We start from the raw sequence: 25,627 nt of genomic DNA on the forward strand, positions 1-25,627 counted from the left end.
CCTAAACACGCTACTCCCCCCGTTACTGTATGTCTGACTCAGACATACAGTAACGTTTTTTGGGGGCATACAATAACGCTTTTGAGTGTTGACATGTTGAGCAGAAATCTTTTAAAGATTTTTGTAGTACAAATACAAATGGAGACATTATGGAAACGACTCAAGCTTTCAGAAAAAAGGACCTGCGACGGATTCGAGTTCTGACAGGTGGCTCGTCTGCGAAAACCCAAAGGCAACCCACTCAACCTCGACTCTATGAATTTGACGAAGGCGACACACTCTCCTTTGACGAGGGGACACATGGCGTACTGGTTATTGGTGGAGTTGGCAGAGGCAAGACGGCGTCATTTATGTTGCCCATGGCATCTTCACTGATTGAAAACGGTCTGCCTGGGCTCATCATCGACATCAAAAACAATTTGACGAATCAAATACGCAAGCTAGCCAAAGCTGCCGGACGTGAAGATGATATCATTGAAATCGGCACGCATACTTCAGCCACTCCCATAAATATTCTGGCAGGGTTCAGTTTGGATGAAATGCACCAACTGTTTGAATCGCTTATCATCAGCGGCATGGAGAACAGCCGAAACATAGACTGGCTCCATAAAGGTATCCGGATACTCAGCGATGTCGCTATGTTGTTACATTACGTGTCACAAAATAATTTACTATTTGTACCCAACTTCGTATTACTCGATAAATGCATTAATGATTATAAATTCGCACGCACTGTTTTTAAAATGTACTTGGACAGTGCATACGATGCCGAAGATTACTGCCAACGCGCTTTTGTCACGAGGGTCCAAACTTCAGCCTTCCATATCTTCACTCCGCAAGACCAAACGACATCGTCCAAGTATGAAGAACAGCTCGCCTTCCAGCTTTACACACCACGACTGGTCCTAGGAGCCATCACTTCAGATGATTCTCTGTGCGCCAACCTGTCGGGCATGGATTGCTCGCTCACTCTGGATTACCGAGAACTTCTGAAAAACAATAAGATCGTCCTGCTCCGTTTTAAACATACGCAGGGACATGCAGCCAAACTGCTGGCACGACTGCTCAAAGAAAAATACTACGCGGACATCTATCGTACTTTGGACCAGGATTACGAACGCCCTAAACATTGCTTTTTCATGGCCGACGAATACCAAGACGTCATCAACGTCTCACCGGACAACACTTTCGATGACTTTTCTTGGTTTTCTAAGGCACGTGAATTTGGCTGCATCAACGTGGTGGCTTCACAGGCACTCTCAAGCCTGTATGCAAACAGTTCCCAGCGAGATCAAGTCAATGCTCTGGTTGCGAATTGCTCTACCAAGATCGTCCTGCAAAACGATGATCCGGCAGCCGATGCTTATTTCCGGCACTTCTGCGGCTTGGACAAAACACTCGCTCAACTGGGAGCAGCCGAAGCACTTGTCTCTCGCTTCGATTTGAAGAAACGCGAGCAAACAGTCAAAATGTTGCATTGCAGCCAGGCTTTCAAACGAATACAGGCGCAATTAGTTCAGCTTAAGGAGGTTACTCCTCCCACAAACGTCTGCAAATCCCACATCAATTTACTGCGAAATATTGATACCGTACTGCAACTTCACAAGCTACCACGGGCAATCAAAATACGACCTGACTATTTAGAACTGACCACAACCTTCAAAGACCTATTCGAGGACTTGGACGAAGTAAAAATCAGATACAGAGAAGGACTCCATAGTGAAGTCATGGACGCATTGAAAACCCTGCACACAAACTACAGCGGTAAGTTTACTGTCAACGGAATCATTGAAGTCAACTATGGCATCATCTACCTCGACATTAATTCAGATTTCGATGTTGAGGATGAAATAGACGACTTCGTACGCGAACTATTGGAGAAAGAACATGAAGAACAAAAAAGCAGATAACTACTTTCAACGCGAACAGATGTTTAACCGCTATCTGATCAAGGCTGGCCATAATTTATTAACAGAAAAAGCAAACTACAGAGTTCCTGTAGGTTGGATCAATATCGTCGTAGAACTTTTTAAACGAGTCAGGCAATATCACCCAAACCTCAAAATTGAGAGCATGATTATCGTTGAGCCCTCACACAGTTACGGCAGTAAATTCTTTTTTGCATACATAGCGCCCGACAAACAACGGTACGATGACCTCTTGCACAAACCCCGCTCCCTGCGCTGGATCGAGCTACAGGCCCGCCGACAAGTCTATGCAACATGTTCCAGGTGCGGACGACCACTCAAAGGCCCAAGCAAAAAGAATCGTTGTCTGGTATGTGCTCGTAAAGATGGCTTCAAGAGTTTCAACTAGTCAGCCATTGCCGCGCGCAACGTTGATTGCTACATAAAAAAAATGGAAAACAAAAAGGACGATCTCGACCTCATAGCAGACTTGGACTTGGGCCTGGATTTCAAAAAACATATCAGCGATAAGCCTCGCTTGATAGACTATACCCGTTACGGCCCAACCGAAAAGAATAAAGCCAACTTCGAAGACGACATGGGGTATTTAATCTCGGACGTGTCATTCCTAGACCAAGCCGGAAGCAAAACCACAGAGTATCGCCCCCAACTCGAAAAATGCATCAATCAACTCAGACAAGGCGATCGTCTTAATATTCCATCAATAGATCGATTAGCTAGAAACACCAAAGAATTGGTCGAGCTGATAAAACGCATCGCCGACAAAGGCGTCAGCATTGAATTTGAACGCGAAGGCATTAAGCTCGGTCCTGAATTGCCAGACTTTGAAGAAAAATTGAATCTGATTGAAGGCATTTACAAAGCAGAACAAGCTGTTGCTCTTGAACGACGCAAAGAAGGACTCATCAAGGCAAAAAAGAAAGGCGTCCGTTTAGGCCGCCCCACGAAAGTGTCAGATGAAAAGCGTTCACAGATTCGCAGACGGCTCGCTGACGGCGAAAAAGCTCCATCACTCGCCAAGGAATATGGGATTTCAGAAAGCCTCGTTTACACAATAGGCCGGGAAGGTGGACGTTAGTTCTTCATCTCATGGCACACACCACAACGGCAACCACCTTTATAATCAATCCCGAAACCAACCGATAGTCGTACGGTATTTCCCAATCCACAACATGTGAAGGTACATTAGTACAACAAAGACTATCATCCCAACAATGACGTAGTCGGTCATCAGCCACGCACTGATGGAGTAGAGTATTGTCATTGACAGGATAATAATGGTTGAGAAGCTTCCAGCTGTCACTTGCTGCCCATGCACAGCCTGACAATTACCACAGACAGAAGCTCCCTTGGACACGAATTCTCCACAAAAAGGACATGCTCCTTCTTCTGCCGTCGCCTGGTAAGAAAAGCTATTATCCATTGCATTCTCCGATAGTTATACTAATATTATCTCTCATTGTGATACTTATAGTCTGTAGACTTATAGAAGTCAAACTTCCATGCGAATATTTGGAGGAATATGCGCATGTCTGGAAATTACACGAAGCAGGAAAGAACATTTTTGAAGAGGCTTGGAAAGGCCATTAAAGAACGACGGACACAAGAAGGCCTGTCGCAAGAAAGGCTCGCAGAATTAACCGGACTACACAGAACTTATGTAGGCTCTGTTGAGCGTGGAGAGCGTAATATCAGCGCGCTAAACACCAAAGTACTGGCTGACGCTTTAGGATGTCAGGCTAGCGATCTATTTCGAAGTGCCGAATAAAAGGGTACGCAGCAAATTACCGAATCAGCCCCTGACCAAATGAAGCCGTTTGACCCCCAAATGTATAAAAAGGTCAAAATGCCCTTCTCCGGCTACTCCCCCCGTTACTGTATGCCAAAACCGACATACAGTAACGCTTTTTGCCACCCCAAAGTAACGCTTTGATGTATAAAGACCTACTGCCTGCCTAAACGTTTTTGCCACCCCTCCTCCATCCTTTCTTAAGACAGCAATCGACCTACATTATGTAGAGCTGCACAAATTAATAATTACAAAAAGATACGCCTTACCCATTTTCTTACATGAACAGCCAAGAGTTGGATCTGACACTATTCACTTACATATCATTCCGCATTGACTCATGCCTTATTTGTGACTATTATACTTGTTGTAATTAATTTTTATGGCAATTAAAATAGGCATAATAATGAAAAAGAAACTCCCAATATCGGTCCGTAGCGGATTAAAAAAACTCGGTGACTCCTTAAAGAAAGCCAGACTCCGGAGACGATTAAAAATGGTAACCATCGCTAATCGAGCTGGGATCAGTCGTGAGACTTTGGCCAAGATTCAAAAAGGTGATTCAGGTGTGAGCATAGGAAATTATGCAGCCGTCATTTTCGCTCTTGGCCTGGGTGTTGAGTGGATGGGCTTGGCTGACATCTCGGAAGATAAGGTAGGACAGGCCTTAGATGAAGAGCGCATTCCTCGTCGCGCCAGAGATATTAAGGCATAGGAATTCACCATGGCCAAAGAAATATATGTTTATGTTGATCTCCAAGAAGGGACTCATCCCGTAGGAACATTGTGGGTACATGCCAACAATGCAGGGGAAAGTGCGTCTTTTGAATATGCGCCGGAGTGGAGAAACTCTCCGTCAAAATTTTCTCTTGAGCCAGCACTGGAAGTTGGTGAAGGGGCTTTTCACACAGATGCAGGCAAATCCTTGTTCGGCTCTATTGGAGACTCTGCGCCTGACAGGTGGGGGCGAGTGCTCATGAAACGCCGTGAAGCTCATGCTGCAAAAGCTGAGAAGCGTAATCCTCGACTTCTTCATGACTCTGACTACTTGCTAATGGTCAACGACTTCTCCAGACAAGGAGCTTTGCGCTTTGCCGAAACGAAAAATGGCCCTTTCATGGCTGCAGACACAAACGACAGCATTCCCCCAGTCGTTGACCTTAGACGACTTCTAAACGCGTCTGAAAGAATTCAGGCTCGCCAGGAACTGGATCAGGACATCAAAGACCTTGTTGATCCGGGTGCCTCCTTGGGCGGGGCACGACCAAAGGCCTCCGTCATTGATACAAATGGCGACCTGCTTATTGCGAAATTTCCTAGCCGAAATGATGATTGGGACGTTGAGCTATGGGAGTATCTCTCTTTCAAAATGGCAGAGCGTGCGGGCATTCCAACGCCTGCCACTCGATTGGAAAGAATTAACGATAAAAATGTACTTCTTCTCAAGCGCTTTGACCGCAGAGAAAAAGGAATTCGAATTCCCTTCCTGTCTGCCATGAGTATGCTGAGTTATTCTGATGGAACCCACGGTAGCTATATTGAATTAGCCGAGATTCTGGCCCGATATGGATCTGAAACGACATTGGACCAAAAGGACTTATGGCGTAGAATGGTGTTCAACATCATGATCTCGAATGTTGATGATCATCTTCGAAACCACGGTTTTCTCTACGACGGTTCCGCAGGGTGGCGCCTTTCGCCTCTCTACGATCTCGAACCAACGCCGACACACGACAAGCCGAGAGTGCTGCACACTTATATAGACATGTACAATGGTACAGCTTCTTTAGATCTTGCTTACAGTGTGGCAGACGAATTTGACCTCAATTTGAATGAAGCACGCAAAATAGCTAAAGAGGTGGCAGAAGCAACAAGAAATTGGGCCTATGAAGCTGGTCGCCTTGGAGCGGACAAAAATGATATTGAAACCATGAGTTCTGCATTTAACCATGACGACCTAAAGCTGGGGCTCAAGGCCAAGGTTGTTATAGGAAACTCCCGTCCCTGACGCAGAAACAGGGGGTACACTCTCCCCCAAGAATTTGAATTCAATGGGGATGGCCAACGCTTTACAAAACCATATAAGTGACTAATTTAAAAATACAGAATGAAGGATTGGGTAATTTATTGCCAAATCGAATCAGCCTCTATTTTCTTCTGAAGCCAATCCTCCACAATTTGCATAGGCCAACCGAGCCTTCTACCCAAATGGATAGGGCGAGGGATTGCATCAAAGTTACGCCGTTGCCAATGACTACGGATGGCTGCGCTGGTTGTTCCTAGCAATTCCGCAAGCTCGTAGATATTCAAAACTTTTTGATTACTCATGATTTTTTCTCCTCTTCGAAATTCATCATGAGTTATCAATAAACTGACAATACAAAATACGACTATCTACGATTTTCTTTTCACACAGCTGATTTTTTTTGGAAGCAAACGTATGTACCAAAGACAACAAGAACTAATGCTCATAGAGAGATACAAAGGACGTACTCCGGCTGACGTGACAAACTTGATCAGAAAAGACATCTCACAACTCTTTCCTAAAAGCGTCCTCGCCAAATCATTAATTATCCTTCACAAATGCAATTCGTGGTCAAAATTGGGCAAAAAAATAGAATGGCTTTCCAGCGCTACTGAATACGGAGAACAAGAAGATTTTATTAACGACCTATACTCCGCATTCCTAATTATAAAAGCCAACGGGAATAAAAGTTTTGCCCTAAAAAAAAGAACAAAAAAATTGCTTGGGCACTTCACGACTTGTCCCCATTGTTGGCGCTTTGTTTTCAAGCGTTACAACAAAATCAAAAAAGACCCTTATTGCTGCTTCCACGAATCCGGTTGTGCCGAATACCAAAGTCACCGACGGGCCCTTTTACGCCTCGCAAAAATCGGGAAAACACCGAGGCTACAGGAGCTTCGGAGCCTCTACCTAAAACGTACTCAAAATGTACTTCACATTTGGCCCCCTAACTACATCAATTTAAAATCTAAAGGAATCCTTGCGCCTGAGGAATACGAGCCTGTCGAGCATGACCTCACAGAGATATGGCCCCATCTTCCTCTTACCAAAGAATTTATTTGCAAAACAGGAGGCGACATTCGCAATATCGAATCCGTAATATCGGCGCTTGATCCTGTCGATAGGATTGACCCTAATGATATGTGGGATAAAAATGATACCGAAGGTGCTGCATTTGTCCGCGAAAAACGACTTCTGCTCCACCAAATCATTATTCGTGACGCTAGTTTATACAAATGGGAATTTAGCCAAGCTGAAGCCTGGCTCAAACTCCAGCAGGAAGTACGTTCATCAAAAGGAGGCCCAAAACCAAACGCAGGAGGGCGACGTATAGGGGCTGGCAGACCTAAAAAACAATGACCCTTTTCCTCTACATATTTGACGATGGGCCCCCTTCAACTTACTAATGAACAGCTAATTCTCTGTTTAAAACCAGTTATTTATCCCAAAATCAAGGCACACAGAACACAGAATTATTGTATCTACACAACCAACCGTATTCATCACGATGCATCACGATCAATCACAATGGTTGTAGTCGCTGAGCAGCAACAGACTCCAACAAATGCTGTATGTCTTCGACCACAAATCGGACCTAGGGGACCTCATTCACCCTGAACTTCCCTGATTCATCACGATTCATCAAAAACAATCAAGCTCTTGAATTTAAAGAATAACTTGAAAAAACTTATCAGCCTGATATTATCCCTCCACCTTCCAGAATGAACAAGCGATACTGGCAGAAGCAGAAGCCTCAGAACTCAATGTGTCCTGGCGTACCATTGAGTATAATTAATGACCTTCTGCCCCCTATGGGCGGAACGCCACCTGACCGCATTACATAGGCAGGATGACCGCCACATCCTGCTGGTTGGTTCTTCATACTGAACCTCGGTTATGAGATGAACAGGAACGCGAAACCGAACCGCGAACCGAAGAGTCATCCGGCCCAGAAACCGCCCTCTCACCAGGGTCTATACTCCTAACCAGCATTCGAACTGGACGCTGTTCGGCAACCTTCATCATGGAGGCTGCTATGCAGTATCAAAATAACCAAGCACTCTTACCTAACCTCTTTACAATTCAAGACGCCGCAACCTTTCTGCGCGTCCACCGTTCCACCATTTCTCGCATCATTTCCACTGGCGATTTACCCTGCATCAGAGTAAGATCACGTAAGCTGATCCGAGAGCAGGATTTGCTAGCGTTCATTGACAGCCAAATCGGAATTGAAACGGGCGGAAGCTCGCAGGAGTACTAGCCCATGGCTACAGTAACCATTGCGAAATGCCCCAGAAAAAAGACCAAAGATGTATACCGTGTAGACTTCTACTGCCCGGAAACACAAATGAAAAAATATTACGGCACGTTCAAGAGAAAAAGCGATGCGAAAGCGGCAAAAGCCAAACTTGAAGTTACAATAGATGGCGGAGAATTAATTGAGATGCCAAGGGCCAACAGGTCCTTACGAAACAAGACCGTCAATCACTTCTGTGATCTCAAAGAAAAAGAGTGGAAAAGACGCAAACAAGAAGGGAGTCTCAGCCCTGTCACAGCTTCAGGATATATAGGCCGTCTGAAACGAATCCGAAAAACGTTTGGAAGAAAGCTGATCGGGACGATTACCGAAGAACTCCTTCTCGACTTCCGAGCCAAAGAAGCTCATCGCAACTCCCCAGCCTCGGCGAATCGGTATCTGTTCGTTGTTCAACAAGTAATAAAGCTGGCATCGAAAGAGAAGGCGATCACGATTGATCCGTCTGCTTCAATCCCGAAGTTAAGCGAAAAACAACATGAACGGAAAGTATTCCTCACCCCTAACGAAATTGAGATATTACTCGAACAAGCTAGAAAACAAAAAACACGACACTATATGGTGCTGGCGATTCTGCTTGCCGTAGAGCATGGATGTGCTCGCCAAGAGATACTTGACCTCAAATGGTCCCAAATTGACCTGGACTTTCAAGACACAGGAGCAATCAACTTCTACCGCACCAAAAATAAGAACGACAGGCTTCACTCAATTATGCCGAGAACGAGAGAAGCCTTACTTGAGCGAAAGGCCCACCTTGAAAAGATGAGGAAACAGCGTGGAATCGAAGTAAAAGACGAGCATGTTGTCGGGAAAATCAATGGCTGTAGGTCCACCAACTTCAACAAGGCTTGGCGAACCATCCGTGACACATGCGGCTTCGACAAGAAGCTCAACTTCCATGACCACCGCCACACTTATTGTACCAACATCGTGCTGGCGGGCGGGTCAACAAAACACGCAGCATCCATGATCGGCCATAATGATCCGCGTATGACCGAGCGTTATACCAACCTCGAGAACTTGCTCCACAACCCGGTACAGGACAAGTTGGCCGCACACTATCAAAATACATAAAAATCCCATTTGGGACATATATGGGACACAAAACCGTTTTCCGGCTTTAAACCAAAGAAAAAGGACCTCGGATAATCATCCGAAGTCCTTAACTTTCTTGTGGTGGAGCTGGAGGGAATCGAACCCACGACCTCTTGAATGCCATTCAAGCGCTCTCCCAACTGAGCTACAGCCCCACGCTGTTGGGAAAGTCAATTTGCTCAAAGTGTCGATGGTTGTCAACAGAGAAAACGGTTTTGATTGCAACCAATGAGACCATGTTTGTATAGATGGATATAAACAATATATTGGACGTATTAATCAATGGATAATAGAGTCTTTTCAATCAAAATGAAAAAGAAAGGACTCGTTATGTATGAATACAAAACAACAAAAAAACTGAATATGAATGAGCTGCAGGATTTGTTTCTCGCGTTGGACTGGGACTCTGGCAATCATCCTGAAAAACTGACCGGGGCGATTCACGCATCAACATCCGTTTTCACGGCATGGGACGGCGACAGGCTTGTGGGCTTGGTTAATGTCTTATCCGATGGTCACATGGCCGCCTACATTCATTATATGTTGGTTAGACCTGAATGTCAGGGGCACGGCATCGGCAGGCGACTTATGGACATGGTCGCAGACGAATATGCCGATGTTCCACATAAAGTTCTTGTGGCTTACGGCCAAGCTGTCGGATTCTATAAACAGTGTGGCTATCATTGCGCTGACGGGACCTCTCCCATGTTCATGACGACATTGAGAGTCTAGTAGCGTTCCTGCGTTGCGCATTTTCCTCATTTTTTGCTATGCTTCCGCATAGTACAAAAAACAACGGCGTTAAGTCGACGAGGAAACACCCATGACAGGTTCAATTAGAAAAGGCCTTGGGGTCTGCGGATGCCTACTCTTTATAGCAAGCATTGCTGTTGCAGCTCAGTTAATGAGCGTTCAGGTTCGCTCGGGCCAACTCCGCGATAATCCAGGATTTCTGAGCAAAGTCGTCGCGAAATTGCCCTACGGTGACCGCGTCAATTTAAAATCGGAAAAAGGGGACTGGAGGCATGTTTCATCCGTCAAACTCGGCAAATCAGGCTGGATTCACATCTCAGCCCTTTCCGAACAGGAAATCGTTCTCAACCCCACGAACAAAGACGTTCAGGCAGCAGCCAAGTCAGACGAGCTGGCTCTGGCCGGTAAAGGGTTCAACAAACAAGTCGAACAACAATACCGCAAACAAAGCAAATTGAATTACGCCAAAGTGGATGAAATGGAAAAACTGACTGTTTCCCAAACCACCATAGCCAAATTCATCTCGACAGGCGCACTCGGGAAAGGATACGCCCAATGAACCGTCGACAATTTCTGAATGCACTGGCTATGGCAACCCCTGCAATCTTCACTCTCGGGGCCATCCCCGCCTCCGCATCCTTCCTTGATGATCTGACCGACATAGTTCCTGACGAAGTGACCACTATCTTTGAAAGCGGCAAGAAAATAGCAGCCGGCTTTGAGGATATCACACCGGAGCAAGAGTATTACCTTGGCCGTTCTGTCGCGGCCGTTATCCTGTCACGCTATACACCTCTAAATCACCCACACAGTTTGGCTTATGTCAATGTAATGGGACAAACTCTGGCCCAGGCCTCTGACCGCCCGGAGACCTTTGGCGGATACCATTTCATGGTCCTCGACGCAGACGAAATAAACGCCTTGTCCGCACCCGGCGGATTCGTCTTTGTCACCAAAGGACTCCTCAAATGTTGTACATCCGAAGACGCCATTGCTGCCGTACTCGCGCATGAAATCGGACACGTCCAACGTCAGCATGGTCTTCAGGCCATACAGGAATCCCGCATCACTGATGGCGTGACCACTCTGGCCATAACCGGCACATCCACCTTGTCCGGCGGTACGTTGAAAGAACTCACTACGACCTTTGACGATTCCATCAAAGCCATCACCACAACCATGATCGACAGCGGTTATTCCCGTGCAGCCGAAGACGAAGCTGACGAGGATGCCGTCACCATCATGCAACGATTGGGATACGATCCTAACGCCATCATCGATATGCTCAATCAAATGCGCAAACGAATGTCTCCGGGTAGTGAAGGCTTCGCCCGAACACATCCGACACCAACCCAACGAATTGAGGAAATTACTGAAATTATAGGGATTTACAAACGCCCACAGACTTGCACTCCTCGCGCCGCCCGATTTTCGCGTATGACCAAGGGGCTATAAGGTGTCACGCAGGCTGAAAAAGATCTTGGCAGGCATCACGGTTGGTTTCATAGGAACCCTTTTGGCCGTTGGTGCATTGACAACTGGCCTGCTCGATTCTCTGGAAAATGTCACTTTTGACCTACGTGCGCGTGTGTTGGCACGACCTGGCACAGCCACAGACAAAATTGCCGTCATTCTACTCGATCAAAAATCATTGGATTGGGCGAAAGAATCCTTTGGACTGGGATGGCCATGGCCACGACAGGCCTACGTTCCACTGGTCAACTTCTGCCAAGATGCGGGTGTTGCATCACTCGCCTTTGACGTGGTTTTCACAGAGCCTTCAGTCTATGGAGTGAACGACGACAAAGCATTGGGAGAAAGCTTTGCGAACCTTGGCCGGGTAGCACTGGCTGCCGATTTTGCCCGACATGACGGGACGACAACGGCATGGCCCAGACACATCCCCACCCCGATCTTCCCGTTATCAGGGACTGCCAATCTCCCTTTGGCTTCCGTAGCAACATTCCCAATCGCGGACCTGACTGCGGGCATAGCCAGTGTCGGAAACGTCAATGTTTCCCCTGACTCGGACACCATCTATCGCCGTTTTCCACTCCTGATACGATTTGCTGACAAATTTGTCCCCTCCCTCCCACTCGCCGCATCTCTTGTGGCAGAACCTACTTCCATCAGCCTGAGTCGCCATACGCTTACTTTCGGTTCGACGCCTGTCCCAATTACAACTAAAGGACAAGCAATTCTCAACTACAGAGGAAAAACCGCCTATTCGACCTATAGTGCGGCAGCCTTTATGGAAAGCGGCATGCGCATGGCCGAAGGCCAAAAACCAATCATCAACCCCATGGAGCTTGAGGGGAAGCACGTACTTTTCGGTTTTTCTGCCACCGGCCTTTACGACCTTCGCCCCACTCCACTCGGAGGGGTCACCCCTGGGGTCATGGTTAATGCGACTGCTTTGGACAATCTCTTATCCGGTGACTTCATGCGTATGGCCGGGGTCAAAACAGACATTGCCATCACTTTGATTTTTGCCATTTTGGCAGGACTCAGTGTCACGATCTTCAGCAGCCTCTGGTTGACTGTCACGACTTCAGCCCTGGCTCTCATTGCACCCATTGGGCTTGCCCTCGCGTCATACTCCATTGGTATATGGTCCAACCTGGCTGTGCCACTTGCAGCTTGCATGACCTCCATGTTTCTAGCCGGGGCCTTCAAATACGCAACCGAGGGCCGCCAAAAAAAATTCATCAAATCCGCATTCAAACAATATCTCAGTCCACAAGTCATCGACCAGCTTTTACAAAACCCGGATAAACTGACTCTGGGAGGCGAACGACGCGAATTGACCATCTTCTTCTCGGACCTTGAAGGATTCACGTCCATATCCGAAGGCCTGACCCCGGAAGAATTGACCAGCGTATTAAATGACTATCTGACCGCCATGACCGACATCATTCAGGAAACCGGCGGCACTGTGGACAAATATGAAGGGGATGCCATCATCGCTTTCTGGAATGCGCCCGTGGATCAACCCGATCATGCCAAACGAGGCGTTCGAGCCGCCCTTATGTGTCAGGAGAAGCTGACGCAAATGCGGCCGAAACTCCGAGAACGAACAGGGAAAGATTTTCGTATGCGCATAGGCCTGAATACTGGCCCCGCTGTTGTCGGAAACCTCGGTTCTCACAACCGATTCGACTATACCATGCTCGGCGACTCGGTAAATCTAGCCGCCCGCTTGGAATCCATCAATAAACAGTTCGATACGTACACCATGATCTCACGCGCCACCCTGGAACAACTGAATGAGGAAACACCTATCCGAGAACTCTCCAGTCTTCGAGTTGTCGGCAAAAAAGAAGCTGTGACAGTCTACGAACCTTTTACGCCACAAGAATATTTATCCAAACAACGAATATTGCAAAAATTCTCGTTGGGACTGGAACAATTCTATGCTGGGAACTTCGACACGGCAGCAACGCATTTCAAAACCATTGCCACTGACGATCCTCCGGCAGCCCGATACCTGACACAATGCCACGAATTAAAAAACACGCCGCCAGACAACTGGGATGGTGTCTGGACTATGAAAACCAAATAATTCTTTCACTGCACTTTTTCCTACCAGTTGCTCCACAAATCGTCAGCGAAAATATTGTTTCTATAGTCCTTTCCACTGCGTAACATCCCGGCGGAACTGTATTAAGAATCATCAAGGGCACGAACCCACTGTCATTCCACACCTTTTCTGACAACACCCTAAAATAACAGCACTTATGAGAACAAACATCATGTGCCCGTTTTGAACACTTCTTCTCACAACAATATAGTATCCAATATTTTTTTCAAAAAAAGTTTTGGAGCTCTTTTTTTACATTTTTGGACACAAAAACAGACTGTTATTCAACAATCTGTACCGGGGATAACTTGAGTCTAGACAATCTTTTTTTTAAACATATACCTGTTTAAAACTTTTAATAAAATTATAAAAACACGTATAAATACGTTTTCGACAATCCCGCACCCCCTAAGGAATACAGCGTCCGTGCACAAGCTTCTCCACATGCTAAATGCATGGTTTATAGAACCTTTCCTACGTTGACTACAAACCGTTTCATCAGTATATAATAAAGTAACCAGTAGGATTTAATTTTTCGCTGCTCATACAAATTATTTTAGGAGGACATTATGGCTGATCCCAAGACCCAAATGCTGCAGGTTTCATTACCTGGTGCAGGCAAGACCCAGACGTATCAATTGACACCTGATACACCGGTAAAGTTCGACTTCGACATAGCCGAAGCCGTTTTTACCGGCAACAATGGCAACCTTGAAATCGCTCTTGAGGGCGGTGGAACGGTCATCCTCCAAAACTATCAGGCGCTCGCAGACGCTGGCACGCTGTCTACCTTCGAAATGATGGATGGTGAACAAGTGGCTGGCGATGTCTATTTGTTTGCTTTTGCAGACACGGGCGACGGAGAAGAAACAGAACTGGAAACCGCGGGCGATGGTGCCACAGGTGGTTCCGGTGCAGGCGCGTATTCAGATGACGCAGGCCAACTGGGAGACGGCATTAATGCTCTCGGTGGGCAGGACGATGCTTACGATGCACGCACACTAGCCGCAATTCCTGAAGTCGAAGGTAATAATCCTCCTATTGCCAATGACGACTTCAATGAAATCACTGAAATTGGTGATCCTGATTTTGATCCAGCCGTACATGTCACTCCAGTACGTGGAGAAGAAGAATATCTGGAAGACGGCCCACGCGCCCCTGGTGATACTCCCGAAGGCGACTTCTTTGCTCTGGGCACACAGGGCGATGGATTCTATATCAACTATCCCAACGAACTTCCCCAGATTCAAGACCCGGTCGGCGGCAATGTTATTGCCAATGACCTTGATCCCGATCCAGGGCAGGGTATTGAATCGCTGCTCATGAACTCCATTGATTATGACGGCGTGGATTCTGCTGGACTGAACCCCGGTCCGGTTGACATCCCTCCGGCCGGCCAAACAGTCGAAGGTCGTTACGGAACGCTATTCATTGAACCGAATGGCGATTATACATATACATTAAATGAAGACCTCGCAGATGAGCTCGAAGAAGGCCAGACCTTCGACGAGATTTTTGACTACACCATAGTCGACTCACTCAGCGCAGTCAGTAATACGGCCCAGCTGACAATCACAGTCTACGGCAGCAATGATGCTCCCTATGCGGTAGCAGACACCAATGTTCAAGCTATTGAGCATGGCGACTCCACGGCATATCAGTATCCTGACGGCTACCCAACTTCCGGCGAAGGAAGTGAAAGCTCTACTTCACAGATGGTTCTTGAGCCCGGCAGCGACCTTGTTGACCCGACTCCCGGCGTGGATGGCTATGGTACGGCTATAATGGCTGGCTCAGATGATAACTCTTTCCAACTGGATATGTCTTCGGTCTTCACAAATGGATTGAACTTCTACGGCACCAATTATGATGCTGCTTCCGACATCTACATCTCCACCAACGGCCTGATCTCTTTCGGTCACTCAAATACATCCTATGATCCTGAAGGAATTGTTACATATACAGACGGACCTCTCATTGCCATTCAGTATGATGACTATGACCTTGGGACAGGTGTTCCTCCCACAGGAGAACAAGGCAACTTATATTATCATGTCGACGACACAAATGGCATTGTCACCATCACTTGGGAAGCCGTGGGACCATATCAACCTGCGGAAGACACACAAGGTTCTGGCGGCAATTTTGTCCAAATCAGACTGCACGACCTTGGCAACGGCGACTTTGGCATAGAATACCGCTATGACGACGTTTCCTGGACTCGTGGACAGCCAGGTGATGGCGAGCCATATCCCACCGGCGGTTGGACTGCAGGTGATGGTTCTCATTTCGGTCTGGTCATGGGATCTGGCACTGGTGACTTCATTAATGTTGAAGACACTTCGAATGTCGGCCAAAGCGGCGTCTACGCATGGGAAGTGCGTGATGGTCAAGTCAGCGGCGAACTGCACGATTATACTGTTGCAGTCGGTGCTTCTGGCAACGTCCTGCTCAACGACTCTGACGTTGATGACAACGACATGGTCAACGAACCCGGTGAAGAGACCGATCTCTTTGTCATGGGTCTCTATTCCGCATATCCTTCAGACAACATTGACGACCAACTCGATTACGCCATGCCTACCGTTGAAGACGATCTGGGCGGCACCATCGAGTATCCGCAGGTCTCCCCTGCACAAAGCTCCTTCACGGTTCAGGGACACTACGGTGAACTGACCGTCAACGCTGACGGCTCGTATGTCTATACTCTGGACGACGACAATGAAAACTCCGACCTTGAAGGGCTCAACTACGACCGTCCCGGAACCGATTCCTTTACCTATGCGACCATGGACGATTCCGGTGCCATGGATTACGCCAACCTCACCTTCACGGTGAATGGGGCGAATGATGCACCTGTGGCATATGACGACGCGAACTCCATCATCGAATGGGGTGCAGGTCTCACTGACATGAATGATTTCTTGGCGGCTCGCTTCAGCGAAGGCCAGGAACCGATAGAACAGACCGACACCATCCACGGCAACGTCATCGACGGCGATGCCTTCGGCGGCGTGGCTGACACTGATGTTGATGATACGGAAATATTCGTCTCACGCATCTATACCAAGGGTGAAGAAGAACAGGATATTCCTGACAGCGGCGATGGACAACCCACACTGACAGCCAGTGGCCTCGTTATTACCAATGAAGCCGATGTCTATAATGACGGCGACCAGGAAGTGACCATTGATGGTCAGTACGGTACTCTGACCATCAGAGCCGACGGCAGTTATGACTACGTCTTGAACAACGAAAACCCGAATGTTGATGCTCTGAATGTAGAAGATAGTCTCGTCGAGACATTCTACTACACCGCTCGCAACTCATATGACGACGGCGTAGAAAGCAATGAAGCCGAACTGAACATCACCATCTACGGCAACAATGACAATCCCGAAGTCTCCATCACCCGCCCCGCTCGTTTCGACGGTGAATTCGTCGAAGACGGCGCTCACGCGGTTGGCTCTGGTGCTACGGACATTCTCGGTGGACATGGCATCCAAATATCTGACGTAGATAACGTCGGCGCTGAACTGACCGTAACCGTTACTCAGGATGTCCGCCATGAAGGCGATATCCTCAGCTTCGACGTCCTGCGGGCTAACGGGAATCCACACCCCCGCATTCAGACCATCGACGGCGACGACTTTGACGGCATTACTGTCTTCCAGTTCAAGGGCGTCCTTGTTACCATTGATAACAATACCGGCACCATCTTCATGGAAGCTGCGACCGGCAGAACTCCCGGATTCAATCAGTTCGAACAGGCCATGAAGCGCCTCACTTTCGAAATCGATAGTGAAGACGATACTCCGAACACTGCTGATCGCGGCTTTACTGTCACGGTCAGAGACGACAATTCCGACCCGGTCGACCCGGCCGAAATTGACGGTCAAGGCGTCTACAGCGTGGATGGCGTAGCTTCTACTTCATTTACTCTGCATGTAATCGCGGCCAATGACACTCCTGTCGCAGAAGACGACGGCATCTATCAGGTCACCGAACTGAGTGACGTGACCGATGGCGGCTGCCATCTCTTTGACGGCCCCCTTGGTGTCCTTCTGGCTGACCTCCTTGGCGTCCCAACCAGCGAACTGCCCGAAAACGTTGCTGAAGGAAATGTCCTGGCCAACGACTGGGATCCCGATCAGTTTGCTTATGGTGATGGAGGAGCTCCTGACACCGAAGACAACCCCAATGATCTGACTGACCTCAGGGTCATAGGTCTCAAGTATGACGGCGAACCGGATCAAGGTGAAGTCGCCATGGATACAGCCATGGCCCCGACACCCGGCGACGGATTCTCACCTGTCGGCGACACCCTTGCTGATGGCGTCTTTGTTCAGGGGCTCTATGGCCGCCTGTACATGGACGATGAAGGCAACTTCCGCTACGTGGCTGACACTGAAGCGGCCAACGCCCTTGCAGAAGGCCATTCCGCCACGGAAACATTCACATACATGATCACCGATGGAGACGCTTCTCTGTCGACCGATCCTAATGCATACAACGACCCTGATACCGACACTGCCACGGTGACCTTCCAGATTCACGGTAGCAACGATCAGGCGACCATCATCGTAGAACCCGGTGCAGATCAAGGCACCGTCACTGAAGTCGAATGGGTCGAATCACCTGTTGACCCCAATGATCCTTCTACATGGGCCAGTGGCACAGTGGCTCCCGACGACTTCACTGACAGCAATGAAGCCGTTCTCGACGAGTTCGGCAACATAGTGGTCACACCTGCGCTCGAGACTCTGGAAACCGGCGGACAATTGTTCGTGGACGACCCGGACCATCATCCGCATGATCCTGCGACATTCACCAACCTCGCTGGCACCCCCGTCCAGATCGACCTTGAAGACACCTTCCAGCCCGATACAGATGTAACGAGCAAGGGTGGAACATTCACCATCAACGAACTTGGTGAATGGACCTACGAAATCGACAACACTCTGCCTGTCGTTCAAACAATGGGCGACGGAGAATCATTCACCGAAACCTTCCAAGTCACGTCTTACGACGGCACGGACAGCCACACCATCACAGTGACGGTGGAAGGCTCCAACGACGCTCCGGTCATCACCAGCATAGTTGCTCCGGTAGAAGACTTTGAAGACGGCGTCACAACAGGCTGGGACAGCAATGAAACTGGCACAATGTTCGGCAACACCTTCCTCGGCATGTTCGGCGAAGGCGAAGGAACAGCCAAGACCTTTGCGATCGACCACGACGCAGATACCGTCACCATCGAATTCGACATGGCGGAACATGGCTTCTGGGATCCCAACTTCCTGAATAACAACGACACCGATCACTTCATTATTGAAGTCGGTGGGCAAACCGTTGAAATTCCTCTCAGCGCGTTTGTATCCGAAACATTCACTGGTGGCTCTGCAGGCACGAGCGTCAACCTCACGACATACCCAGGTCTCGGCGGCGGCTTCCTCCATCACGTTTCAATCACGCTGCCCGCACCGGACAGCGGCGATCTGACTCTGGACCTCTCTGCAAACATCGAGACAGAATGGTTCACCCTCTTCGGGCATCAGATCTTCCCCACAGATGTTGAAGCATTTGCCATCGACAACGTATCTGTAGCCTCTTATGACGAAGGCGGCCTGCCGATGTTCTCGGTTATCGAAAACACTGGCGGAGACTCCAACGTTGCTCAACTTGGCTCCTCGGATGTTGAAGGCCATGCCGTCCATTACCAAATCACCGGCATCACGGATGCCAATGGCGATCCCGCTGATCCGAGCCTGTTCTCCTTCGACGGAAACACATTGGTAGCCCATGGTGGCGCAACTGGCTTCGATTATGAAACCAACTCATCCTACACTGTCACGGTCGTCCCCGTGGACGAACAAGGCGGCGTGGGCCAGGATGTCGACATCACTGTCAACATTGGCAACCTGAACGAACCGCCTACCGGCGAAGACTTCACCATGACCGTCGGTTTGGAAGGCGGCCCGGTACCCTTCCTCGGCGCTGATGGCAGCGAAGGTGGGACTGGCGAGGATGCAGACCATGTATCCGATCCGGAAGACCCGTCCTACACTGGTCAGGAACTGGATGTCATGATCACCGATCTGCCCGACAACGGCCAGCTCGTTTACGGCCCGGGTCAGACTCCGGTCACCCAAGCTGACGTTGATAATGGCACACAGTTCGACCTGAACCAGTTGAGTTATGTCCCCGACGGAGAAGCCATCGACGGCGTCCTCCTCGGCTCTCGCGTTGCTGGCGATGCAACTCTGAGTCAATGGGGTATTGAACAGCCTGATGGCTCTTACGATCTGGTCATCGACGGTGTAACCGTCACTACCAGCGTAACACGCAACGGCGACAATGCAGAACTCACTCAGTACCATGAAGGTGCAAACCACATCGGATTCGGTATTGCTGATGAACAAGGCCAGGGTCTTAACGGCACGACCGACGACGTTCTGACCGTTTCCTTCGATGGCGCAGCGGTTTCCTACGCGGAAATCGGCTTTGACGGCTTGGGTGGTTACTTCGATCCAGACAGCCCACAAGAAGCATTCGCCACCTGGACCGCATACGATGCGGCAGGCAACGTGGTTGCCAGCGGCGAAGTCAATAACGGCATGATCAACACCGTGCCGACGGATGGCGGCGGAAGCGGCGACCTGTTCCAATACATGGTTATGGATGAAAGTCTGCTCGGCGAAGGTAACTCCTTCACCAGACTCGAATTCAGCACTGTGGAACATGGCAGCGAAGACGGCGCCAACTGGGAACTCCGGTACATTGATGCCGAATTCACTAACACTGATACATTCGATTACATCCCCATCGACTCCGGGCTTCCCGGAACCGACGGCGAACTGGTTGATCCTGCGGGTTCCTCAACGGTCACCGTCAACATCCTGCCCGACGCTCCTGTGAATCAGGACCCGACAGCGGTTGCTGACAGCGAATCCGTCTACGAACCCGACACCGGTGCCTTTGCAGGTATGGCGGAAGTCTCCGCAAACGTGCTCGACAACGACCTCGACCCGGACAACACGCCTGGCGAAATGTCCCTCACCCAAGTTGAATTCGACGGCACTACATACGACTTCACAGGCGCAGACCCGATCACCATCACAGGTGTTCATGGTACTTTGGAAATTGGTTCCAACGGTGAATACACCTATACAGCGACTGACGAGACACTGCCTGAGGGCGTGAACCCGACTGAAACCTTCAAGTACACCATGACCGATGGCGACACCGTGGACAACGACCCTGTTGCCCAGTCCGCCAACTTGGTCATTCAGGTTAATGGCCTCAACGACGCTCCTATCGCTCTCGACGATGCATATGATGCATATGAAGTGAATGACGGCGCAATCGTAACCCTCGGCAACGTGGGTAATGCTTCCGGCGGCGGCGATGACTATGACCCTGACACTGGCGAAACCGTGCCCGGCACGACTCCTGATGCCATCATGTCCTTCAGCCCTGTCGGCAATCCCCCGGCTGGTGTTACCCTGCTGCCGAACGGCGATGTCCAGTTCAATCAGGACAACCCGGCTTACGATCACCTCGGCGTGGAAGAAACCATGGATATCACCTTCCAGTACACTGCCAATGACGGCGATGCCGATTCCAACGTTGCAACGGTCACCATCACGGTAAACGGTGCAAACGATGCTCCGGTCCTCGACCTGTCTGCAGGCACAGTGACCTTCGAAGGCGAAGAAGCCGGTTACAACAACATGCTCGGTATCTACACGATGGCCGATGGCAACCCGGTGAACCCGGAAATCATCCTTGTCAACGTTAACGATCCGAATCTGGATATCGGCGATGTGCTCACCACCTACGGTGACGGCGCAACTCCGAACTACTTCCTGGTTTCTGTTGGCTATGGTGCAACTCCCACCGGAACTCCTGAGTTCGTATGGGATGAAGCTAATGGCGAATGGGCCATCTCCTTCGACGGCGGCACGACAACGCTCGATGCCCGCTTCGACAACATGGACCTCAACCCCAACGACCCGGAACACACCTTCGATCCTGCGGAGCTTCTGGCTGGCAGAGTCGGCGTGGACGACCAATTCCTCGAAGTTGAAGGCGCAGACGATGATGACTTCGACGATGTCCTCGCCGAAGAACACGACGGCGCAGACGGTGCCGATCACGGTCCGGTCACCTTTACTGAAGGCGGCGACGCTGTCGGTGTTACCGGTGCGGTGGACATCTCGGATATTGATTCCGACAACATGTCCAAGGTCGAAATCAGCTTCGAAGAGCAGCCCGGCGATGTTCTGAGCATCACCCTGCCAAGTTGGGCCTCCTTTGGCCCGGACGATGGCGATGCCGGAACCATGACGATTATTGGGGAAGCCCCCAAGGCCGACTGGGAAGCCCTGCTCCAGACTCTGACCTTCGAAAACACCTCGCAAGATCCGTTAGGTGATGACCTTGATACGGAAAATACTATCGAGAACCTCCGTGACCTCTCAGTCACTGTCTACGACGATCAGGGTGCAGCCAGTAACACAGCTCACGCGTTCGTCCAGGTCATCCCGGTCAACGATCCGCCTGTCGCGGTTGACGATTTGGGTTCGGCCTCCGGCCATTACGTCCCCGGCGAAGAGACTCCCGACGGACCTCTGTACACATTCTCCGCAAATGTCGGAAACGTGTACCAGTGGGCAACCGGTGGCATCACACATACGGGTATCAAGACAGATGGTGAAGGCAACAGCATTGCCGACAAGGCAGTCGATAACAGCGGTCCAGACGAAGCGCTGACCATCAACTTCGCCCAAAGCCAGACTGCTGTCGAATTCGACATCCTGACGCATGGCAGTAACGATCCCCTGTTTGAGGCTACAAGTGGCAGCACGACGCTGACAACTGACACGTCTCAGCCAACATACCTCATCGTGACACCCGGCACTGGCAACAGTTATGCAGTAACAACAAACGACGGCACTCCCTTCGACAGTCTAACACTGTCTCCCGAAGGTGAATCTGATCGCTTCTCGCTCAAGGGCGGTATTGAACTCACACCGGCTGACACCAGCTCGGGTGATATGCCCATCGTGGAAGGCAATGTGCTTGCCAACGATTGGGATTATGAAGATGTAGACTACCCCGAAGGCGACAACCCTGCCACACCGGCACTGGAAGGTTCAACAGAACTGACTGTCACCGGTATCGCAACAGGCGATCAGGACAACCTCCCGGATTACACCGGTGTTGACTTCACGCCTGATTCCGGAACCTTCAATACTGGCGATGACGGCGAAGGCGCCTTCATCCAAGGCACTTACGGTGTTCTGGAAATCGGTACGAACGGCGAGTACACTTACACGCCGAATCCCGACCAGACCGGTGAGATCTCCGAAACCTTCACCTATCAGGTCAGCGACACTGAAGGTGCAGTCGACTACGGTCTGCTCAATGTCAGCGTGACTATTGAGAACGCAGCCCCCGTGGCTGACGACGACATGCAGAATGTCCCGGAAGACATTCCGACGACTCTTGATGTCCTCGCAAACGACTCTGACCCCGATGGAGATCCGCTCTCCATTGATTCCTTTGACGCAGTGGCCACGGCCAATGCGGACGGAACCGGCGGCACTGTAGGTACCGTTACCGAGGTTGGTGGAGAATTGGTCTTCACTCCTGAAGACGGCTACAACGGACCTGCATACTTCAACTACTCCGTTACTGACGGCGGGTTGACAGACTCTGCTCAGGTTACCTTAAACGTCACGGCAACCAACGACGATCCAGTTGCGGTCGACGACCTATACGATGACCAACCAGGTATTGAAAATGACTTCAACGTCGTGACCGAAGGTGGCACAAACTTCGAGTCCAACCCGGTCAACTACCTGTTGATCGTGGATACCTCGGGGTCCATGTCCACCAACAATCGCATAGGTGAAGCCAAGGCTGCCCTCAACGAAATGCTGGAAACACTGCAGGAACAGATTAACACCAGCGGCGGCTCGGTCAAGGTCGGACTTATCGACTTCGACGGAAACACAGTCACTCGTACTTACACGTTAACCGACAACCCGGCGACAACCGAATACCAAGATGCACGCAACTTTGTTGCGACATTCGACGCCCAAGGCTCAACCGACTACTTTGATGCATTAAGTGCAGCCAACACTTGGGTAGCTACCGAAGCCGGAAGTATCGAAACACAGGTCATCTTCATGTCCGACGGCTTGCCTAATAACACCAGCAACTGGCAGGGCCAAATGAACACCCTGCACTCCAACACCAATGTCATTGGCGTTGGCATCGAAATGGGTTCCTCCAACATGCAGTACATCAACCAGATCAACGAGAACGGTAACGGTATCAACCTCGACGATCCGAGCGATCTGAACGGCCTGTTGCAGACCATCCTGACCGAAACCAGTACAGAAGGTACAACCGCTACCGGCAACGTGCTCGACAACGACACCGACGCAGATGCAGGCGACACCCTGAGTGTTGTCTCTGTGGCTCTCGGCGAAGAATCCAGCCACGGAGCCTTTACGGCTCTCTCGGCTGTCGGCACTGATGCTGACGACGCTGACACAGCGGTCATGGTAGGCACTTACGGAACTCTGACCATCAATAGTGATGGCACATACGAATACACCCCGGATCAGCCTGCGGCCGACGCACTGTCTACCGGAGATACAGAAACTGAAGCCTTCACCTATCAGATGACTGATGGGCAAGGCGGCTATGATGAAGCCACTGTGAGCTTCCTGATCAACGGTGCAGACGACGCCCCTGTGGCAGTCAATGATGTCTTCGCCGGAATGGAACTCACTCCCGGCTACTGGCAGACCTCAACCAACACGACGACGATTAATGACGCTGACTTCACAGGTTCCATCTCTGGTGGAGATTACAATGGTGTTGGTTTCGACATTAGCGCACGGGGTGAGGCGTTTATAGGTTGGGGCAATGCGAACGTTGTTAGGGTCGGCGGAGATGACCTTGGTGTTAACAATCCCAACCAATGGAGGGGAGATAACAGCAACAACATCGATGGAAAGTGGGATGAGAATATGACCATCTCCTTCGATGCACCTCAGACCTCAGTAACAATTACGCTCGGCGGTACTGGAGACGGAGATACACCTTCATTCTCTGTTAGCGGCGGCAGCGGCTCATACTCAAATGGAGTATTCACCGCCACCGGCAACATAACGAGCATCACAATCGGCGCTGACCACAAGAAGGACTCCTTCTATCTGGAATCCTTAAGTGCCAGCAGGACTGTCACAAGCACCGCTTGGATTGCGGCGTACATGACACCCAACGGCATAGCTGGCGATGTGCTACAGAATGACTTCGATGCCGAAGACGCGGATTATGTTGAAACCTCTGGAGTCAACACTGACCTCGTCGTGCTCGGCGCAACAGGAACAGGTGGCTACGTCTCACTGGACGACACCGGTGATGGCTCTGCTACCAGCGGCACTATCCAAGGCGAATACGGAAGCCTGACTCTGAACGAAGATGGCACCTTCCAGTACAATGTGGATCCGGCTTTGGTGAACAACATCAACGGCCCCGGCGTGGAAACCTTTGAGTATCAGATTGCTGATACCGATGGCATGACCAGCACCGCAACACTGGAATTCCCCATCACAGTAGCAGGCGACAACTCGGTCATCGTTGGAACATCCGGCGACGACACCCTGTACGATGATACTGGAGATAACGTCATCTTCGGCCTTGAAGGCAGTGATGACATCCACCTCAGCGGCGGTGACGATACAGTCACTCTGGGCGAGGGTGCGGACACAATCACAATTGATCCCGCATACATCGGCGGTAACGTTGAGGTTACGGACTTCGACATCAACGCTGGTGACCAACTCGACCTGAATGCTCTTGGCAGCGGCAATCTGGCGATCACATCCGATTCCGGCAGCACCGATCTCATTCTGACTGTTGAGGATGTCTCGGGCAGCAGTGATCTGGTGATCACGCTCAACGGGGTTGTCTCAAGCCATGACGGCATCACTGCAAATGTCGACCTTGCAACCGACAACGTGAACGACATAATCCAACAGATTATCGATTCACCTGACAACTTCTAACTCTACATCAACCCCGGACTCGGCCAATGGCCGAGTCCGGGCATTTTCCCAGA

General features: G+C 50.0%; 16 protein-coding genes and 1 tRNA gene. 14 read left to right on the top strand and 3 right to left on the bottom strand.

The genetic code is table 11. The features are described from left to right. Positions 1-149: 149 nt before the first annotated feature. The 3 genes from SYK_RS07410 to SYK_RS07420 are packed head-to-tail and all read left to right on the top strand — an operon-like array spanning position 150 to position 3,006. The gene (locus tag SYK_RS07410; RefSeq protein ID WP_281762949.1) at positions 150-1,910 is read left to right on the top strand and encodes a type IV secretory system conjugative DNA transfer family protein; all 1,761 of its coding nucleotides are present in this window, start codon (positions 150-152) and stop codon (positions 1,908-1,910) included. Further along, positions 1,888-2,316, top strand: a complete 429-nt coding sequence (locus tag SYK_RS07415) for a hypothetical protein (RefSeq protein WP_281762950.1) — start codon at positions 1,888-1,890, stop codon at positions 2,314-2,316. The genes SYK_RS07410 and SYK_RS07415 overlap by 23 nt, the downstream gene beginning before the upstream one ends. A 42-nt stretch (positions 2,317-2,358) precedes the next feature. Continuing rightward, on the top strand, positions 2,359-3,006 hold the full coding sequence (locus SYK_RS07420; protein ID WP_281762951.1) for a recombinase family protein: 648 nt from the start codon (positions 2,359-2,361) through the stop codon (positions 3,004-3,006). 45 nt (positions 3,007-3,051) lie between these two features. Here the strand turns inward: SYK_RS07420 and SYK_RS07425 are convergent, their stop codons facing one another. After that, on the bottom strand, positions 3,052-3,351 hold the full coding sequence (locus SYK_RS07425) for a zinc ribbon domain-containing protein (protein WP_281762952.1): 300 nt from the start codon (positions 3,349-3,351) through the stop codon (positions 3,052-3,054). Between the two features lie 105 nt (positions 3,352-3,456). Between SYK_RS07425 and SYK_RS07430 the strand changes: the two genes are divergently transcribed. The 3 genes from SYK_RS07430 to SYK_RS07440 all read left to right on the top strand — a co-directional run bounded on the left by SYK_RS07430 (position 3,457) and on the right by SYK_RS07440 (position 5,725). Continuing rightward, on the top strand, positions 3,457-3,696 hold the full coding sequence (locus tag SYK_RS07430; RefSeq protein WP_281762953.1) for a helix-turn-helix domain-containing protein: 240 nt from the start codon (positions 3,457-3,459) through the stop codon (positions 3,694-3,696). 427 nt (positions 3,697-4,123) lie between these two features. Then, complete coding sequence (locus SYK_RS07435) at positions 4,124-4,432, top strand: helix-turn-helix domain-containing protein (protein ID WP_281762954.1); 309 nt, start codon at positions 4,124-4,126, stop codon at positions 4,430-4,432. Positions 4,433-4,441: 9 nt separating this feature from the next. After that, positions 4,442-5,725 (top strand): type II toxin-antitoxin system HipA family toxin, encoded by a 1,284-nt coding sequence (locus SYK_RS07440; protein WP_281762955.1) that lies wholly within the window; start codon positions 4,442-4,444, stop codon positions 5,723-5,725. 116 nt (positions 5,726-5,841) lie between these two features. Here the strand turns inward: SYK_RS07440 and SYK_RS07445 are convergent, their stop codons facing one another. Then, a complete protein-coding gene (locus SYK_RS07445; RefSeq protein WP_281762956.1) occupies positions 5,842-6,045 on the bottom strand; it encodes a helix-turn-helix transcriptional regulator in 204 nt (67 codons plus the stop codon). A gap of 112 nt (positions 6,046-6,157) precedes the next feature. Between SYK_RS07445 and SYK_RS07450 the strand changes: the two genes are divergently transcribed. The 3 genes from SYK_RS07450 to SYK_RS07455 all read left to right on the top strand — a co-directional run bounded on the left by SYK_RS07450 (position 6,158) and on the right by SYK_RS07455 (position 9,131). Next, positions 6,158-7,102 (top strand): hypothetical protein, encoded by a 945-nt coding sequence (locus SYK_RS07450; protein ID WP_281762957.1) that lies wholly within the window; start codon positions 6,158-6,160, stop codon positions 7,100-7,102. A 676-nt stretch (positions 7,103-7,778) separates the two neighbouring features. Then, positions 7,779-8,003 (top strand): helix-turn-helix domain-containing protein, encoded by a 225-nt coding sequence (locus SYK_RS17695; RefSeq protein WP_353618293.1) that lies wholly within the window; start codon positions 7,779-7,781, stop codon positions 8,001-8,003. Between the two features lie 3 nt (positions 8,004-8,006). Next, positions 8,007-9,131 (top strand): tyrosine-type recombinase/integrase, encoded by a 1,125-nt coding sequence (locus SYK_RS07455; RefSeq protein WP_281762958.1) that lies wholly within the window; start codon positions 8,007-8,009, stop codon positions 9,129-9,131. A gap of 100 nt (positions 9,132-9,231) precedes the next feature. Here the strand turns inward: SYK_RS07455 and SYK_RS07460 are convergent. Then, a tRNA-Ala gene (locus SYK_RS07460) sits at positions 9,232-9,307 on the bottom strand. A 154-nt stretch (positions 9,308-9,461) separates the two neighbouring features. On the opposite strand from SYK_RS07460, the gene SYK_RS07465 reads away from it, so the two are divergent. The 5 genes from SYK_RS07465 to SYK_RS07485 all read left to right on the top strand — a co-directional run bounded on the left by SYK_RS07465 (position 9,462) and on the right by SYK_RS07485 (position 25,574). Next, complete coding sequence (locus SYK_RS07465; protein WP_281762959.1) at positions 9,462-9,884, top strand: GNAT family N-acetyltransferase; 423 nt, start codon at positions 9,462-9,464, stop codon at positions 9,882-9,884. 91 nt (positions 9,885-9,975) lie between these two features. Continuing rightward, a complete protein-coding gene (locus SYK_RS07470; RefSeq protein ID WP_281762960.1) occupies positions 9,976-10,464 on the top strand; it encodes an SH3 domain-containing protein in 489 nt (162 codons plus the stop codon). Then, on the top strand, positions 10,461-11,360 hold the full coding sequence (locus tag SYK_RS07475; RefSeq protein WP_281762961.1) for a M48 family metalloprotease: 900 nt from the start codon (positions 10,461-10,463) through the stop codon (positions 11,358-11,360). Before SYK_RS07470 ends, SYK_RS07475 begins: the two co-directional genes overlap by 4 nt. Before the next feature lies 1 nt (position 11,361). Further along, a complete protein-coding gene (locus SYK_RS07480; protein WP_281762962.1) occupies positions 11,362-13,467 on the top strand; it encodes a CHASE2 domain-containing protein in 2,106 nt (701 codons plus the stop codon). A 587-nt stretch (positions 13,468-14,054) separates the two neighbouring features. Continuing rightward, positions 14,055-25,574, top strand: a complete 11,520-nt coding sequence (locus SYK_RS07485; RefSeq protein ID WP_281762963.1) for a VCBS domain-containing protein — start codon at positions 14,055-14,057, stop codon at positions 25,572-25,574. Positions 25,575-25,627 lie beyond the last annotated feature (53 nt).

It is taken from the genome of Pseudodesulfovibrio nedwellii, assembly GCF_027923765.1.
Taxonomy (GTDB): Bacteria; Desulfobacterota; Desulfovibrionia; order Desulfovibrionales; family Desulfovibrionaceae; genus Pseudodesulfovibrio; species Pseudodesulfovibrio nedwellii.

Bases quoted from the DNA above. Each gene is read 5' to 3' on its own strand.
- SYK_RS07410 (WP_281762949.1), top strand. From the start codon at position 150: ATGGAAACGACTCAAGCTTTCAGAAAAAAGGACCTGCGACGGATTCGA.
- SYK_RS07415 (WP_281762950.1), top strand. From the start codon at position 1,888: ATGAAGAACAAAAAAGCAGATAACTACTTTCAACGCGAACAGATGTTT.
- SYK_RS07420 (WP_281762951.1), top strand. From the start codon at position 2,359: ATGGAAAACAAAAAGGACGATCTCGACCTCATAGCAGACTTGGACTTG.
- SYK_RS07425 (WP_281762952.1), bottom strand. From the start codon at position 3,351: ATGGATAATAGCTTTTCTTACCAGGCGACGGCAGAAGAAGGAGCATGT.
- SYK_RS07430 (WP_281762953.1), top strand. From the start codon at position 3,457: ATGTCTGGAAATTACACGAAGCAGGAAAGAACATTTTTGAAGAGGCTT.
- SYK_RS07435 (WP_281762954.1), top strand. From the start codon at position 4,124: ATGAAAAAGAAACTCCCAATATCGGTCCGTAGCGGATTAAAAAAACTC.
- SYK_RS07440 (WP_281762955.1), top strand. From the start codon at position 4,442: ATGGCCAAAGAAATATATGTTTATGTTGATCTCCAAGAAGGGACTCAT.
- SYK_RS07445 (WP_281762956.1), bottom strand. From the start codon at position 6,045: ATGAGTAATCAAAAAGTTTTGAATATCTACGAGCTTGCGGAATTGCTA.
- SYK_RS07450 (WP_281762957.1), top strand. From the start codon at position 6,158: ATGTACCAAAGACAACAAGAACTAATGCTCATAGAGAGATACAAAGGA.
- SYK_RS17695 (WP_353618293.1), top strand. From the start codon at position 7,779: ATGCAGTATCAAAATAACCAAGCACTCTTACCTAACCTCTTTACAATT.
- SYK_RS07455 (WP_281762958.1), top strand. From the start codon at position 8,007: ATGGCTACAGTAACCATTGCGAAATGCCCCAGAAAAAAGACCAAAGAT.
- SYK_RS07465 (WP_281762959.1), top strand. From the start codon at position 9,462: ATGAAAAAGAAAGGACTCGTTATGTATGAATACAAAACAACAAAAAAA.
- SYK_RS07470 (WP_281762960.1), top strand. From the start codon at position 9,976: ATGACAGGTTCAATTAGAAAAGGCCTTGGGGTCTGCGGATGCCTACTC.
- SYK_RS07475 (WP_281762961.1), top strand. From the start codon at position 10,461: ATGAACCGTCGACAATTTCTGAATGCACTGGCTATGGCAACCCCTGCA.
- SYK_RS07485 (WP_281762963.1), top strand. From the start codon at position 14,055: ATGGCTGATCCCAAGACCCAAATGCTGCAGGTTTCATTACCTGGTGCA.